The sequence below is a fragment of the Nocardioides sp. BP30 genome, assembly GCF_029873215.1.
Taxonomy (GTDB): Bacteria; Actinomycetota; Actinomycetes; order Propionibacteriales; family Nocardioidaceae; genus Nocardioides.
In genome coordinates this window covers 3393661-3408596 of the sequence record NZ_CP123620.1, presented here as the reverse complement: position 1 = coordinate 3408596, position 14936 = coordinate 3393661, and the positions used below count along the sequence as shown (strand labels likewise).

Genomic DNA, 14936 nt, shown 5'->3' with positions numbered 1-14936 from the left:
CCCGGGTCAACGGGGACGGAGGCCCGGGTCAACGGGGACGGAGGCCCGGGTCAACGGGGACGGAGGCCCGGGTCGGCGGCGAACGCGCGGGCGAGCGGCAGCATGCCCAGGATCAGCACCATCGGTACGGCGAAGCCGACGCGCAGCGTGCCCGAGCCGAACACACCCGTCATCACCGATCCGAGCAGCGCGCCGGCGTAGTTGAACTGGTTGAAGCGCGCGATCACCGCGTCGATGCGCTGCTGGCTGCCGCCGGCGAGGGTGGCGGCGGCCGAGAAGCTCAGCGGCGCGATCACCGCGACGCCGGCGCCGAGCACGGTGAACCCGACGACAGCCACCGGCCAGACCGGGGCGAAGACCACGACCGCCAGGGCGGCGCACGCCACCACGGCGCCGACCCGCAGCACCCGGACCACGCCGTGCCGGGTGACGAGGCCGTCCCCCGCGAGCCGGGTGGCCAGCGAGGCGAGCAGGTAGGGGAACGTCGCCAGCGCCACCAGGTGATGCGGCGTCGGGAAGACGTCGTCGAGGTAGATCGGGCCCCAGGTCTGCACGGCCGTGTCGACCATGTAGAACAGCACCATGCCGAGGCCGACCAGCAGGATCGGCCGCCAGGGGATCCCGCCGATCCCGACGTCGACGGCTGCACCGACGCGCGGCAACAGGGCGCCGGCCGCGGCGTAGAGCGGCACCACCAGCAGGAACGCGTCAGCCCACAGCGGGGCGCCACCGAGGGCGAGGGCCAGCGCCGCCCCGATGACCCCACCCAGCGTCCAGGCACCGTGGAACGAGGGCAGGATCGGCCGGCCGTAGGCGTGCTCGAGCGCCACGGCCTGCATGTTCGTGCCGGCGTCGACCGCGCCGAGGGCGACGCCGTACAGGGCCAGGCCCAGGACGAAGATCGGCATCGCCGGCGCGGTGGTGATCACCGGGAGGGCGAGAGCGATCAGCACGAGGCCGCCGCGCAGCAGGCGGCCGCTGGGATGGCGCTTGGCCAGGTTCTCGGCCGCGACCGATCCCACGCCGGCGAGCAGCACCATCATCAGCAGAAGGCCCGAGAGGCCGAGGTCGGAGAGGTTCCAGCGGTCCTGGAAGCGCGGCAGCCGAGCCGTCAGGCTGATGTAGACCAGGCCCTGGGTGGCGAACGCGACCTGCGCCGCGCGGCGGGCGCGCGCCAGCCCCGGCGCGGTGGGCGGCGCGGCTGCGGAGGCGGTCATGGGGTGATCGTGGCAGATCCGGCGCTGTCAGGAAGGTGGTTCGGGTCGGGGAAACCGAAGGCGAAAGCGAAACTGAGGGCGAAAGCGAAACTGAAGGCGATCGGCCGCTTTCATCGGCAGCCTTCCAGCCCGTCGCCTTCCGTTTCCCGACCGTGAGCGACCCACCACCCCGCGCACCACCACAACGCGCCGAGCGCACGGCTGTCCGGCCCGGCATCGGCATGCCCTGAGGAGGTCTGGAAGACTCCCGCCATGGCCCTTTACCTCGCCCGTCACGGAGCCACCGAGTGGAGTGAGGCGGGACGGCACACCTCGACCACCGACCTCCCCCTGCTGCCCGCGGGGGAGGAGTCGGCCAAGCGGCTCGCGCCGCGGCTGGCCGGGCGGCGGTTCGAGCGCGTGCTGACCTCGCCCCGCCAGCGCGCCCGGCGTACGGCGGAGCTCGCCGGCTTCCCGGACGCCGTCGTGGACGAGGACCTGGTGGAGTGGGCCTACGGCAGCTACGAGGGCATCACCACCGCCGAGATCCACGAGCACGACCCCGGCTGGAGCATCTGGACGGGCGAGACGCCGGGTGGCGAGACGCCCGAGCAGGTCGCCGAGCGCCTGGACCGGGTCATCGCGCGGGTACGTGCGCTCGAGGGCGACACGCTGGCCTTCGCGCACGGCCACTGCCTGCGCGCGCTGGCCGCCCGGTGGCTGGGGGAGCCGGTGGCCTTCGGGCGGTTCCTCGTGCTGGGTACGGCCACGCTGTCGGTGCTCGGCGACGACCGCGGCCAGCCCGCCGTCGTGACCTGGAACAGCTGACGCGACACTTCGGCGCCCGCACGCCCTTGACCCCGTGGGCGCGAGCGCGGGACGGTGGGGCACATGCCGCCGCTGGCTCCCGGTTGCCCGCGCTGCCCCACGCCCGTGGCACGGGTCGGTGAGGGCGGGCGCTGGGCCTGCCCCGACCACGGTCCGGTCCGCCCGCTGTGGCGCCCCGAGACGCCCAGCTACGACGGCTTCGTGGCCCACCTGGACCAGGCCGGCGGCTTCCCGACGTACCTGCCCTGGCCGTTGAGCCCGGGCTGGGCGGTCACCGACTTCGCGGTGGTCGGCGACGAGCGCGGTGCGACAGCCACGCTGACCTGCGTCTCGGGCCCGAGCGAGCTAGACGGGCCCGTCGACCTGCTGGTGGTCGCGGAGGAGGCAGGAGTCGGACTGGGTGCCCGGTGCGCAGGTACGCCGGGCGACGACCCCGGCATCGACGCCGACGCCGGTCCGCCGGCGGCTCGGCTGCGGATCGGCAGCCAGCCGGTGCCGCTGTGGCCGGTGTCCTCCTGGGAGACCTCGAGCGCCGGGCCCGTCGGCGAATGGGACCGGTCGGTGGTGGTCGGCGAGGCGGCCGGACGGTGGCTGTGGTTGGTGCTGCGGCCGGCCTCGGCGATCCTGCTCCTGCACGAGGAGTGGCTGTTGCGCGACGTCTCGGGGCTCGGGATGGCGCTCGTGGAGGTTCCCTTCGGCGGGCCGCACGGAACCTGGTGAGTACGCTCCCAGGGTGCGCATCGACCTCCACACCCACTCGCGGGTGAGCGACGGGACCGATTCGCCGGCCGAGCTGGTCGCGGCGGCCGCCGCGAGCGGGCTCGATGTCGTGGCGATCACCGACCACGACAGCACGGCCGGCTGGTCCGAGGCCCTCGCCGTCGGACCCGAGCACGGTGTGACGGTGGTGTCGGGTATCGAGATCAGCACCGAGTACGCCGGGCGCAGTGTCCACCTGCTGGGCTACCTGCTCGATCCGACCCTCCCCGGTCTCGTCGCCGAGCTCGAGCACGTCTTGGCGGGCCGTTCGGCGCGGGTGCCGACGATCGTCTCGCGGCTGCGCGAGATCGGCATCCCGATCACCGAGGAGGACGTGCACGAGCAATCAGCGGACGCCGCCGCCACTGGACGCCCGCACGTCGCTGACGCGCTGGTGGCGCTGGGGGTGGTCGGACACCGCGACGAGGCCTTCGACCGCTACCTGTCCTGGGGGCGGGAGGCGTTCGTGGACCGGTACAACGCGCCGCTGGAGCAGACGATCCGGCTGATCGCCGAGGCCGGCGGGGTCAGCGTGATCGCCCATCCGTGGGGCCGCAGCGGACGGCGCGAACCGTCCGAGGAGCGCCTCGCCGAGCTGGCGGCGATCGGCCTGAGCGGCCTCGAGGTGGATCACCAGGACCACTCCGCCCAGGCCCGCGACGCCCTGCGTGCCATCGCCCGCAACCTGGGCCTGGTCGTCACCGGTTCCAGCGATTACCACGGGACCGGGAAGACCGGGCACCCTCTGGGCGTGAACACCACCGATCCGACCGAGCTGCACCGACTGCTGGAGAGGGCCGCAGCGGCGTCGGCGGCGGCGGGACGGCGTACTCCCGTGGTGGAGTTGCCGTGATCACCGGTGCGCTCTTCGCGGAGACCTTCGTCACGCTGTTCGTCATCATGGACCCGGTCGGCACGGTGCCGATCTTCCTCTCGCTGACCAGCGGCCGGTCCGAGGCGACCGCCCGCCGGGCCGCCTGGCAGGCCGTGCTGGTCGCCTTCGGCGTGATCGCGGCGTTCGCGTTCTTCGGTCAGGCCATCTTGGACTACCTCGGCATCTCGGTGGCCTCGCTGCAGTGCGCCGGCGGGCTGCTCCTACTGCTGGTCGCGCTGGAGCTGCTCACCGGCAAGTCCGACGAGGCGCCGACCAGCGGGGACACCAACATCGCGCTGGTCCCGCTCGGCACCCCGCTGCTGGCCGGTCCGGGCGCCATCGTCGCCACGATGGTCTTCTCCCGCCGCGTGCACGACTTCGCCGACTTCTCCGCCGTCGCCCTCGGCGTCATCGCCGTCCACGTCGCACTGTGGCTGGTGATGCGCTACTCGCTGCCGATCCTCAAGCTCATCCGCGAGGGTGGCGTCATGCTCGTGACCCGCATCGCCGGTCTGCTGCTGGCCGCGATCGCGGTGCAGATGGTCGAGGACGCGGTCCGGGTCTTCATCGAGACCGCGTAGCCCGGCGTACGACGCGGATCACTTGCGACCCAGCGACTGGAACCGCTGGAGCAGGCCCTTCGGGATCGCACGGGTCACGCCGACCACCGCCTTGTACTGCGCCGACGGGATCGAGAAGACCTTCTTCCTGCGGTAGTCCTTGAGCGCCGTCGCGACCAGGTCGTCGACCTCGAGCCACATGAACCCCGGTGCGGAGTCGCGCGCCACCCCCATCCGCTCGTGGAACTCGGTCTTGGTGAAGCCGGGACACAGCGTCATCACGTGCACCCCACGCTCGGCGTACTCGTGCGAGGCCCACTCGCCGAAGCTGTTCACCCAGGCCTTCGCGGCGCTGTAGGTCCCGCGCGGGAGGAACGCGGCGACGCTGGAGACATTGATGATGCCGCCGCGTCCGCGCGCCGCCATCGCGCCGAGCGCGGCGTGCGAGAGGCGCAGTACGGCGACCACCAACACGTCGAGCATCTCCTGCTCCTGGTCGGCGCTGTTGTCCAGGAACCGCTGCTTGAGGCCGAAGCCGGCGTTGTTGACCAGGAGGTCCACCGGGCGCGAGGCATCGGCGACGCGTTCCTCGACGGCCGCCAGCTGCGCGCGGTCCCCGAGGTCGGCCGCAAGCACCTCCACCTGGATCGCGTGCGCGTCGGTGAGCTCGGCGGCGACCTCCTCCAGGCGGCCCTTGTCGCGGGCGACGAGGACCAGGTCGTGCCCCTGGCCGGCGAGCTGGCGCGCGAAGGCGAGGCCGATGCCGGCGGTGGCACCGGTGATGAGTGCAGTCTCGGACATGCCGTCAGTCTGACACCGACTTCGCCGGGTGTCGGGCATGATGGTCCCGATGACCACCACGCTCGCCGTCGCCAACCAGAAGGGCGGCGTCGCCAAGACCACCTCCGTCGCCTCGCTGGGCGCCGCGCTGGCGGAGCTCGGCCATACGGTGCTGCTGGTCGACCTCGATCCTCAGGCCTGCCTCACCTTCTCCCTCGGGATCGATCCGGAGGACCTGGAGCTCTCGGTGCACCACGTGCTCACCAAGGGCACCGCACCGGCCGAGGTCATCGTGCACACCGACGACGGCGTCGACCTGCTCCCGGCCACCATCGAGCTGGCCCGCGCCGAGGCCGACCTGCTGACCCGGACCGGCCGCGAGCACGTGCTCAAGGCCATCCTGGAGGAGATCGACGGCTACGACTGGGTCCTGCTGGACTGTCCGCCGTCCCTGGGGGTGCTGACGGTGGCCGCGCTGACGGCTGCCAGCGGCGTCCTGGTGCCGTTGCAGTGCGAGACGCTCTCCCACCGTGGGGTGGGGCAGCTGCTCGACACCGTCCACGACGTACGCCGCTTCACCAACAAGGACCTCGAGGTGTGGGGCGTCCTGCCGACGCTCTACGACGGGCGCACCACCCACGCGCGCACGGTGCTCGAGACCATCTCGGAGACCTACGGGCTCGACGTGGTCGAGCCGCCGATCCCGAAGACCATCAAGTTCGCCGAGGCGCCTGCCGCCGGCCGTTCGATCCTCGCGACCTCCCGCTCGAGCAAGGGCGCGCAGGCCTATCGGGACGTGGCGCGCCACCTGGTCGAACGGAGCACGCGGGGCCGCCGGTCGTGAGCCGACATCGCGCACAGGTCCGGCCCCGATGGGGGCGGATCGGGCTGCTGACCGCGGCGACGGTGGTCACGCTCGTCGCCGTCCTCGCCGGGTTCGGGCTCTTCTCCAGCTCACCCGACAGGTCGGTGGCGACCGACCCAGCCGCCGCTGCCGCCTCCTTGCCGAAGAGCGCTGCGGCGCAGACGCCGAGCAGCTCGCCGTCCGCTGTCGCGACGCCGTCGGCGGTTGCGACGCCGAGCGTGGAAGCGACGGCTTCGGCTTCGGCTTCGGCTTCGGCGAAGGCCGCTGAGGCCCCGGAGAGCACCGCGCTCCCGGCGGGCTCGGGCAAGGGCGAGCGTGCGGTGTTCTCCCAGACCGAGCAGCGGGTGTGGATCGTGGGCTCGGACGGAACCGTCGAGCGCACCTATCCGGTCTCGGGCAGCGACGAGGACAACCTCCGCCCCGGCACCTACCACGTCTACGGCAAGTCGCGGTGGGCCGTCGGCATCGACGACTCCGGCGTCATGCAGTACTTCGTCCGCTTCGCGCACGGTACCGACAACGGCGCCTCGATCGGCTTCCACACCATCCCGACCAAGGGTGGCAAGCCACTGCAGACCGTCGCCCAGCTCGGCCAGCGCCTCTCGCACGGCTGCATCCGGCAGAAGACGTCGGACGCGATCGCGATGTGGGACTTCGCCTCGGTGGGCACTGAGGTAGTCGTCGTCGCCTGAGTTGAGTCGGGCCTGCGTCCGGGTTGAGTCGGGCCTGCGTCCGGGTCGAGTCGGGCCTGCGTCCCTAGTGGCGGAACGCAGGCCCGAGTGAACGCGGACGCAGGCCCGAATGAACGCGGACGGAGGCCCGAATGAACGCGGACGGAGGCCCGAATGAACGCGGACGGAGGCCCTAGTCGATCACTCCGCGGCGGGAGCAGCCTCGCCGGCCGGCTTCGTGCCGGAGGGGCGACGGCGGCGGCGACGGGCGCGGGCGGGCTTCGCATCACCCTCGCCGGCGCCGGCGTAGACACCATCCGCGACGGCGCCGTCCGCGACGGCTGAGTCGCTCGACGCGGCGGCGTCCGGCGTACCACTGACGACCTCACCGCCCCGCGAGCGGGTCCGGCTGCGCGAGCGGTTGCGCGGCGCGCGCTCGGCGCGCTCGCCGTCCTTGCTCGCCGGTCGCTCGGCCTTCGGAGCGGACTCGGCCTTCTTGAGCCGACCCTTCGTCCCCTTCGGAATGCCCATGTCGTGCAGGAAGTGCTCCGAGGAGGAGTAGGTCTCCACGATGGTGTCGAAGGGCAGGTCGAGGGCCTTGTTGATCATCTTCCACTTGTGCACGTCGGCCCAGTCGACCAGCGTGACGGCGATGCCGGAGGCGCCGGCCCGGCCGGTGCGGCCGATGCGGTGCACGTAGGTCTTCTCGTCGTCGGGCGTCGTGTAGTTGATGACGTGGCTGACGCCTGTCACATCGATGCCGCGCGCCGCCACGTCGGTGCACACCAGGATCTGCACCTTGCCGTCGCGGAAGCGCTGCATGGTCTTCTCGCGGGCCACCTGCGCCATGTCGCCGTGCAGCGCACCGGCGTTGAAGCCGCGATCGGTCAGATCGTCGGCGACCCGCTGCGCCTGCCGCTTGGTGCGGGCGAAGACGACCACCTTGTCGACACCCTCGGAACCGACCAGGATGCGGCCGATCATCTCCGGCTTGTCGAGGTCGTGGGCCTGATAGACGAACTGCGCGGTCGCCGGAACGGTGGCGTTCTCGTACGACGACTCGGCGCGGATGTTCATCGGGTGGCGCATGTGGGTGCGCGCCAGTGCCACGATCGCACCCGGCATGGTGGCCGAGAAGAGCATCGTCTGGCGGGTCTCGGGGGTGAGGCTGAGCAGCTTCTCCACGTCGGGGAGGAAGCCGAGGTCGAGCATCTCGTCGGCCTCGTCGAGGACCAGCGCGTGCACGTGGGACAGGTCGAGGACCTTGCGGTTGGCCAGGTCGATGAGCCGTCCCGGCGTACCGATGACGATGTCGACGCCGGTCTCCATCGCCTCGATCTGCGGCTCGTATCCGACGCCGCCGTAGACGGCCACGGTGCGCAGGCCGCGGTGCGAGCAGGCGAGCGTGATGTCGCCGTACACCTGCAGCGCCAGCTCGCGGGTCGGCGCCACGATCAGCGCCTGCGGCTTGCCCTGCGGGAGGTCGACGTAGTCCGGGTCGGTGGGGGAGACGCTGCGCTGGACGACGGGGATGCCGAAGGCGAGCGTCTTGCCGGTGCCGGTGCGCGCCTGACCGATCAGGTCGGTGCCCTGGAGGGCCACCGAGAGGGTCATCTCCTGGATGGCGAACGGCTCGACGATGCCCTTGCTCTCGAGCGCGTCGCAGATCTCCGGCATGACGCCGAGGTCACGGAAGGTGGTCATGGTGTTCAGATGTCGCTTTCGCTTGAGGGGAGCGGCTCTGACTCTCAACCAGGTCGTCTCAACCAGTCAGGGAAAGCGCAGTGCCGCGCACATACAGTGTCTGAGTCTATCGGTAGGGTGCTGCCGTGGTTGCATCCGTGGCTCCCGACCTGACCGACCCGCACTACCGTGCCGCCATCGTCGATCTGCTCGGCGCCATCGGGTACGGCGAGATCTCCGCATGCGAGCGCCTCACCGAGGACGCCGGTCGCGCCCCGTCCCTGGCCGACAAGCTGGAGCTGCTGCAGCTCGCCCAGGTGCAGTTCGCGCAGGTCCAGCCGATCCTGGACGGGCTGCGCCAGCTCGACGCCGACCCCTACGAGGCGATGGCGCCGTTCCGGGCGCCGATCGACGCCTTCCACGCCTACACCGCACCGGCCGACTGGTGGGAGTCCCTGGTCAAGGCGTACGTCGGCGACAATCTGGTGCGCGACTTCTATCGCGAGTTCGCGGTGCATCTCGACGAGCACACCCGCTCGATCATCGCCTCCACCCTGGCCGAGGAGCGCAGCGAGTTCGTCGTCGAGCGGGTGCGTGCGGGCATCGAGGCCGACCACCTCATCGCGGGCCGGCTGGCGCTGTGGGGGCGCCGGATCATGGGAGAGGCACTGACCCAGACCCAGCACGTCGCGGCCGAGCGAGAGACCCTCTCCGAGGTGCTCGCCGGTGGGGTCATCGACAGCCTGGACCTCGCCTCCATCGCCGAGATCTTCGGGCGGATCACGCGACGTCACATCGAGCGGATGGGCCGCCTCGGGCTGGAGCACTGAGTGCACCGAGGCCCAGCGCGGGTGACGCGACGGTAAAGAGAATGCCGTTCTTTTTCTCACTGCTCGCCGCCAGGCGCCGATGGAGAGTCCTGCGCCGTCAGGTCCGGAGTGTCTCCGTGGACGGCAGTTCCCCGGTCCTCCTACAGAAGAGTCTCCATGCCCCGCATCACCACCTCGTTGCGCCGACGTGTCGGCGTCGCCCTGGCCGGCTGCATCGCCGCCACGGGCCTCTCGCTCGCCGTGCCGGTCGCCGCGGCCCATGCGGTGACCCCCGCGTGCCAGATGACGTTCTCGCCTGCATCGATCCGGCCCGGTGAGACAACTACCCTCACCATCACAGGCGACCCCGACGTCACCAACTACTCGGGAATGATGACGGTCGGCGGGCACCTCATCGAGAACCCTGGCCCGTGGCTGCTGCCCGGGAACGGCTCAAGCGAGTGGTCCTACGATCTGTTGCAGATACTCGGGGGCGCCACGGCCCCGTCGGTCGGCTTCCGAGTCTTCCCTTACCCCACCCCGTCGGTCAGCGAGAGCAGCACCCCGCTGTGCAGCGGTGAGGTCCAGCTCGTCCCGGCGCTCCAGAACCAGGCGATCACCTTTCCGGGGATCCAGGACACGGCTCTCAGCGTCCACACCGTCACCTTGAACGCGAGCGCGGACTCCGCCTTGCCGGTCGCCTACAGCTCTCAGACCACGGGCGTGTGCACTGTCAGCGGCAGCGTCGTCACGCTGGTATCGCAGGGCAAGTGCACGGTCTCGGCGTCGCAGGACGGCAACGGCGTGTATGCAGCGGCTCTTCCGGTCTCGAACAGCTTCTGGGTGCAGCTCCCGCCGGCCTTCACCTTCGCCCCGATCGCCGACCAGCTGCTGAGCAAGGGCAGCATGAAGCTCAGCGCAGTGTCCCCCTCGGACGGCTTCATCGAGTACAGCGTCGCCGACAGCTCGGTCTGCTCGGTGCCGGTCTACGCCCGTCGTCCGGCCGGCACGGTCCGCCCGGCGAGGTCGATCGACACCGATGAGCTTACGTTCCACAAGCTCGGCACCTGCACCGTCACGGCGAAGCAGTACCAGTACATGGGATGGACCGGAGCGGGGCCGGTCACGCGGTCTTTCAAGATCGTCGACGCCACGCCTGCGCTCGCCCTCCAGGTACCCGACGGCGTGGCCCTCTCGCGCGGCAAGGCCGCCATCTCCGCCACCGCGTCGGCCAAGGTCACCTCCTCGACGCCGTCGGTGTGCACGATCGCGAGCGCGACGAGCGTGAAGCTCGTTGCGGCCGGCGCCTGCAAGGTCACCGCCAAGCTGGCCGGCGCTACCCCCGTCAGTCGGTCCTTCCCGGTGTGGGGCGCCCCGGCCATCCCGGCCGCGGGGAAGACGACCCAGACCGTGTCGGTGCTGGGCAAGGGTGAGTCCCACCTGCACGTCACCGCCAAGCCCGTCGGCGTCTGCGGTGCCAGCGACGGCGAGGTCACGCTGATCGCCCCCGGCTCGTGCAAGGTGCGCGTCGCCGACCACGGCACGACGGTGCGCTCCGGCACGATCGAGGTCGCCTTCGTCAAGAGCGCCAAGCCCTCCCAGCAGCTCAAGCACGGCGGCAAGGTGCTGTTCGCCTTCAACTCGGCCAAGCTCACCTCGGCCGCCAAGCACGCGCTCCACGCTCACCTGGCCACGCTGCGCACCGCCAGCACGGTCGTCGTCTACGGCAACACCTACGGGCCGGGCAAGAACAGCGCCCACAGCCGCAAGCTTGCCGCTGATCGGGCCCACGCCGTCGTCAGGTACCTGCGGGCGCACGGGGTGAAGGCCAAGGCCGTCACGGTCGCCGCCGCGATGCAGAACCCGGTCAGCAAGGACCCGGCGAAGAACCGCCGCGCCGACGTCTACTACACCGAGTAGAAGTCCGACCAAGCACACGACCGCGCCTCCACCCGGATCGGGGGAGGCGCGGTCGGGTGTTCGGGCGCTGCGGATCAGACGCGGCGGCGGTCCCGCCCGGTGAGGAACGAGGCCGCCATCACGGCCAGGGCGGCGACGACGACCTGCCAGACGTGGCGCCACCAGTCGACGCCACGCGTCATGTTGTCCCACTTGTCGCTGGGGCTGTCCTTGAAGATCGCGTAGTACAGCGTGTTGCCGACCAGCATGCCGATGATGCCGCACACCACCGTGAGCCAGAACGGGATGTTGTCGCGGTCGCCCGGGGCGAGCCACTTCCCGAGCGCGCCGATGATGATGCCGCCGACGAGTGTGACGATGATCGTCCAGAGCATGGTGCTTCCCTTCCGTGGGTCAGGCAGGGCAGGTACCCCAAGCCCGATCTTCCACCCGTCGCACGCCCGTCGCCGACGCCCCCGACAACAGCAGTACGCCGCCGCGTGACGCGACGGCGTACTGACGAGGTGGGCCGGCTGGGGCCGGGGGTCAGCTCCGGAAGCCGACCGTTCCGAGGGTGCCGCCGCCGATCTCGACGTAGGCGATCTTCTCGGCCGGCACGATGATGTGCTTGCCCTTGCGGTCGCGCAGGGTCAGCACGCCGCCGGCGGCGACGGCGTCGGCGACGAGCTTCTCCACCGACTCCAGGGTCTCGTCGGTCTCCACGACCAGCTCACGGGCGGCGTACTGGACGCCGATCTTGATCTCCACGTCGGACTCCTTCTCGGGGGTGGGACGGCTCAGTGCTCGTCGGTCTTCGGGTAGCCGGCGATGCCTCGCCAGGCGAGGCCACCGACGAAGTCGGCGGCGGCGTCCTTGTCCATCCGCCGCTGGCTGTCGAGCCAGAACCGGGAGGAGACCTCCGCCATTCCCACCAGGCTCGAAGCGAGGAGCAGCGCGGCCGGCTCGGGGAGCTTGGTGTCGGCCGCGATCACCTCCGCGATCGCCTCGGAGCACTCGTTGGTGACCCGGTCGACCTGCTCGCGCACGAGTGGCTCGTTGGTCAGGTCGGACTCGAAGACGAGCCGGTAGGCGCCGGACTCGGCGGCCACGTAGTCGTAGAACGCGTGCACCGTGCGGGCCACGCGCTCCTTGTTGTCGGTGGTGGAGGCCAGCGCCTCGCGGACGTTGCCGATCATGGCGTCGCAGGACTGCTCGAGCAGGGCCAGGTAGAGCTCCAGCTTGCCCGGGAAGTGCTGGTAGAGGACCGGCTTGGAGACCCCGGCGCGCTCGGCGATGTCGTCCATCGCGGCGGAGTGGTAGCCCTGGGCGACGAAGACCTCCAGAGCCGCGCCGAGGAGCTGGGTGCGGCGCTCGGATCGCGGCATGCGGGCGCCGCGTCGGCGTACCTCGTCGATGTCGTACTGGTCGGTGCTCACGCCGTCCTGCTCCCGCTCGGTCATGCCGTCGATGTTCAGGTCCGCAGCCTACTCTTGGGTAGGCCGATATCGGATGCCGGGACCGTGCCGACGCGCGTTGCGCGGTGCGGGAACATGGAGGCGAGGACGCGTGTTGGGGCGGGTGTTGCGCCACCCCGTGCGCCACCCGGAACCACACCCAGCCACACCCGAAGGAGCACCCCGTGCCGCTCGCACCGCTCGTGGAGCCCGCCGACGAGCTCACCATCGACGAGGTACGCCGCTACAGCCGCCACCTGATCATCCCGGACGTCGGCATGGCCGGGCAGAAGCGGCTGAAGAACGCCAAGGTGCTGGTGATCGGCGCCGGCGGCCTCGGCAGCCCGGCGTTGCTCTACCTGGCCGCTGCCGGCGTCGGCACGCTGGGCATCGTGGAGTTCGACGAGGTCGACGAGTCGAACCTCCAGCGCCAGATCATCCACAAGCAGTCGACCATCGGTCAGCCCAAGGCGCAGTCCGCCAAGGCCGCCGTCAACGAGGTCAACCCGTACGTCGACGTGGTGCTGCACGAGGAGCGCCTCGACAACGACAACGTGTACCGCATCTTCGAGGGCTACGACCTCATCGTCGACGGCACCGACAACTTCGCGACCCGCTACCTGGTCAACGACGCCGCCTACTTCCTCGGGATCCCCTACGTCTGGGGCTCGATCTACCGCTTCGACGGTCAGGCCTCGGTCTTCGCGGCCGGGCTGCGCAACTCCGACAACGAGGAGCTCGCCCAGGCTGCTGCCGACGCCCCGTGCTACCGCTGCCTCTACCCCGAGCCGCCGCCGCCGGGCATGGTGCCCTCCTGCGCCGAGGGCGGCGTGCTGGGCGTGCTGTGCGCGAGCATCGGCTCGATCCAGGTCAACGAGGCGATCAAGCTGCTGGCCGGAATCGGTGAGCCGCTGGTCGGCAAGCTGATGGTCTACGACGCCCTGGAGATGGAGTACCGCAAGCTGAAGGTCCGCAAGGACCCGAACTGCCGGCTGTGCGGAGAGCACCCCGAGGTCACCGAGCTCATCGACTACGAGTACTTCTGCGGCAACATCTCCGACGAGGCCGCGGACGCCGCGGCCGGGTCGACCATCTCGGTCAACCAGCTCGAGCACATGCTCAAGGAGCGCGAGGAGGGTGGCCGGGAGTTCGTCCTGGTGGACGTGCGCGAGCCGAACGAGTACGAGATCAACAAGATCCCTGGCTCGGTGCTGATCCCGAAGGGCGAGTTCCTCAACGGCAACGCGTTCGACGAGGTCGGCAGGCTGACCGACAGCGGCTCCAAGCAGCTGGTGCTGCACTGCAAGAGCGGGGTGCGCTCGGCCGAGGTGCTCGCGATCGCCAAGGGCGCGGGCTACAGCGATGCGGTGCACGTCGGCGGTGGCGTGGTCGCCTGGGTCAACCAGATCGACCCCGCGCAGCCCGCCTACTGAGCCGCGGGCGTCGACCTCCCGCCAACCCGAGCAGATGACCACGGACCGCCTCGACGAGTATGTCGAGGCGGTCCTGTCGTTGGTGGAGCAGGTCCCGCGAGGCCGGGCCACGACGTACGGAGCCGTGGCGGACGCCCTCTTCGACGTGTACGGCGGCGGCCCTCGCCAGCCCGCTGCGGTGATGGCGCGCCACGGTGGCGCGGTGACCTGGTGGCGCATCGTGCGCGCCGACGGCTCGTTGCCCGAGCGGCTCGCCGCCGAGGCGCGCCAGGCCTACCTCGAGGAGGGTACGCCGCTGCGTCCCTCGGGTGCGGTCGACCTGCGTGCCGCGCTGTGGCTGCCCGCCTGATGGGCACCGAGTCGTCGTTACCGACCGGTCACCGACATCATCGTCTCCGTGCTCTACCGACTGCTGCACGCCCTCGTCCCGCCGCTGCTGCGGCTGATCTGGCGCCCTCGGGTGACCGGCCGGGAGCGGGTGCCGCGCACCGGCGGGGTGATCCTGGCCAGCAATCACCTCAGCTTCGCCGACTCGGTGGTGATCCCGGCGACCTCCCCGCGGCCCGTGCGCTTCCTCGCCAAGCAGGACTACTTCACCGGCAGCGGGTTCAGGGGCGTCCTCATGCGAGCCTTCTTCACCGGCCTGGGCATGCTGCCGGTCGACCGCGACGACCCGCAGGCGGCCCTGGGGTCGCTGGACACCGCGCTGGAGGTGCTGGGCCGAGGTGAGGCCTTCGGCATCTACCCGGAAGGGACCCGTTCGCGCGACGGTCGGCTCTACCGCGGCCGCACCGGTGTGGCCCACCTGGCGCTGACCGCCGGCGTCCCCGTCGTACCGGTGGGCCTGCGCGGGACCCAGAAGCTCCAGCCGGTCGGATCCAGCGTGCCGAGGATCGTGCGGGTCGAGGTCGCCTTCGGCGAACCGATCCAGGTGGCCGGACGGTTCGAGGGGATGGCGCTCGGCAAGGCGCGGCGCGTCCTGACCGACGAGATCATGGCCGCCATCGAGGCCCTGTCCGGCCAGCAGCCGGCCGGCGTCTACAACGATCGCGCTCCCGACGCCTGAGGGTTGAGAACGACCTCGCCGGGGCGCACCATGGGGGAAGCGCCCACATAACGAGGTGA

The 14936-nt window shown here is 70.9% G+C and carries 17 protein-coding genes; 11 read left to right on the top strand and 6 right to left on the bottom strand.

Annotated elements, in window-relative coordinates; genetic code table 11:
- Positions 1–50 precede the first annotated feature (50 nt).
- Positions 51–1217, bottom strand: coding sequence for an MFS transporter (locus tag P5P86_RS16085; RefSeq protein ID WP_280608461.1), 1167 nt, complete (start codon positions 1215–1217; stop codon positions 51–53).
- A 252-nt stretch (positions 1218–1469) separates the two neighbouring features.
- Here P5P86_RS16085 and P5P86_RS16080 point away from each other — a divergent pair, with 252 nt between their 5' ends.
- From P5P86_RS16080 to P5P86_RS16065, 4 genes are all read left to right on the top strand, one after another.
- Positions 1470–2024, top strand: coding sequence for a histidine phosphatase family protein (locus P5P86_RS16080; RefSeq protein WP_280608460.1), 555 nt, complete (start codon positions 1470–1472; stop codon positions 2022–2024).
- Positions 2025–2087: 63 nt separating this feature from the next.
- Positions 2088–2744, top strand: coding sequence for a DUF6758 family protein (locus tag P5P86_RS16075; RefSeq protein WP_280608459.1), 657 nt, complete (start codon positions 2088–2090; stop codon positions 2742–2744).
- A gap of 13 nt (positions 2745–2757) precedes the next feature.
- Entirely contained in the window at positions 2758–3636 is an 879-nt protein-coding gene (locus P5P86_RS16070) for a PHP domain-containing protein (RefSeq protein WP_280608458.1), read from the top strand.
- Positions 3633–4238, top strand: coding sequence for a MarC family protein (locus tag P5P86_RS16065; protein ID WP_280608457.1), 606 nt, complete (start codon positions 3633–3635; stop codon positions 4236–4238). The genes P5P86_RS16070 and P5P86_RS16065 overlap by 4 nt, the downstream gene beginning before the upstream one ends.
- Positions 4239–4256: 18 nt before the next feature.
- Here the strand turns inward: P5P86_RS16065 and P5P86_RS16060 are convergent, their stop codons facing one another.
- On the bottom strand, positions 4257–5018 hold the full coding sequence (locus P5P86_RS16060; protein ID WP_280608456.1) for an SDR family NAD(P)-dependent oxidoreductase: 762 nt from the start codon (positions 5016–5018) through the stop codon (positions 4257–4259).
- A 49-nt stretch (positions 5019–5067) separates the two neighbouring features.
- Between P5P86_RS16060 and P5P86_RS16055 the strand changes: the two genes are divergently transcribed.
- Entirely contained in the window at positions 5068–5841 is a 774-nt protein-coding gene (locus tag P5P86_RS16055; protein WP_280608455.1) for a ParA family protein, read from the top strand.
- Complete coding sequence (locus P5P86_RS16050; RefSeq protein WP_280608454.1) at positions 5838–6554, top strand: L,D-transpeptidase; 717 nt, start codon at positions 5838–5840, stop codon at positions 6552–6554. The genes P5P86_RS16055 and P5P86_RS16050 overlap by 4 nt, the downstream gene beginning before the upstream one ends.
- Before the next feature lie 180 nt (positions 6555–6734).
- Here P5P86_RS16050 and P5P86_RS16045 read toward each other — a convergent pair whose 3' ends face one another.
- Positions 6735–8237 (bottom strand): DEAD/DEAH box helicase, encoded by a 1503-nt coding sequence (locus P5P86_RS16045; protein WP_280608453.1) that lies wholly within the window; start codon positions 8235–8237, stop codon positions 6735–6737.
- 125 nt (positions 8238–8362) lie between these two features.
- Between P5P86_RS16045 and P5P86_RS16040 the strand changes: the two genes are divergently transcribed.
- Together P5P86_RS16040 and P5P86_RS16035 are read left to right on the top strand one after the other, a co-directional pair.
- Positions 8363–9046 (top strand): ferritin-like fold-containing protein, encoded by a 684-nt coding sequence (locus tag P5P86_RS16040; protein ID WP_280608452.1) that lies wholly within the window; start codon positions 8363–8365, stop codon positions 9044–9046.
- Positions 9047–9202: 156 nt separating this feature from the next.
- Positions 9203–10945: an OmpA family protein gene (locus P5P86_RS16035; RefSeq protein WP_280608451.1), complete on the top strand. Its 1743-nt coding sequence runs from the start codon at positions 9203–9205 to the stop codon at positions 10943–10945.
- A 74-nt stretch (positions 10946–11019) separates the two neighbouring features.
- Here the strand turns inward: P5P86_RS16035 and P5P86_RS16030 are convergent, their stop codons facing one another.
- The 3 genes from P5P86_RS16030 to P5P86_RS16020 form a co-directional block, all read right to left on the bottom strand.
- Positions 11020–11319: a hypothetical protein gene (locus P5P86_RS16030; protein ID WP_280608450.1), complete on the bottom strand. Its 300-nt coding sequence runs from the start codon at positions 11317–11319 to the stop codon at positions 11020–11022.
- A gap of 151 nt (positions 11320–11470) precedes the next feature.
- Positions 11471–11692, bottom strand: a complete 222-nt coding sequence (locus tag P5P86_RS16025; protein WP_280608449.1) for a DUF3107 domain-containing protein — start codon at positions 11690–11692, stop codon at positions 11471–11473.
- A 29-nt stretch (positions 11693–11721) separates the two neighbouring features.
- The gene (locus P5P86_RS16020) at positions 11722–12384 is read right to left on the bottom strand and encodes a TetR/AcrR family transcriptional regulator (RefSeq protein WP_280608448.1); all 663 of its coding nucleotides are present in this window, start codon (positions 12382–12384) and stop codon (positions 11722–11724) included.
- Positions 12385–12563: 179 nt separating this feature from the next.
- Here P5P86_RS16020 and moeZ point away from each other — a divergent pair, with 179 nt between their 5' ends.
- Genes moeZ through P5P86_RS16005 form a run of 3 tightly spaced genes read left to right on the top strand, consistent with a single transcriptional unit; the run spans position 12564 to position 14877 of the window.
- Positions 12564–13811 (top strand): adenylyltransferase/sulfurtransferase MoeZ, encoded by a 1248-nt coding sequence (gene moeZ / locus P5P86_RS16015; protein WP_280608447.1) that lies wholly within the window; start codon positions 12564–12566, stop codon positions 13809–13811.
- A 34-nt stretch (positions 13812–13845) separates the two neighbouring features.
- Positions 13846–14160 carry an MGMT family protein gene (locus tag P5P86_RS16010; protein WP_280608446.1) on the top strand — a complete coding sequence of 105 codons (315 nt, stop codon included), beginning with the start codon at positions 13846–13848 and terminating at the stop codon, positions 14158–14160.
- Between the two features lie 48 nt (positions 14161–14208).
- A complete protein-coding gene (locus P5P86_RS16005; RefSeq protein WP_280608445.1) occupies positions 14209–14877 on the top strand; it encodes a lysophospholipid acyltransferase family protein in 669 nt (222 codons plus the stop codon).
- Positions 14878–14936: the final 59 nt, after the last annotated feature.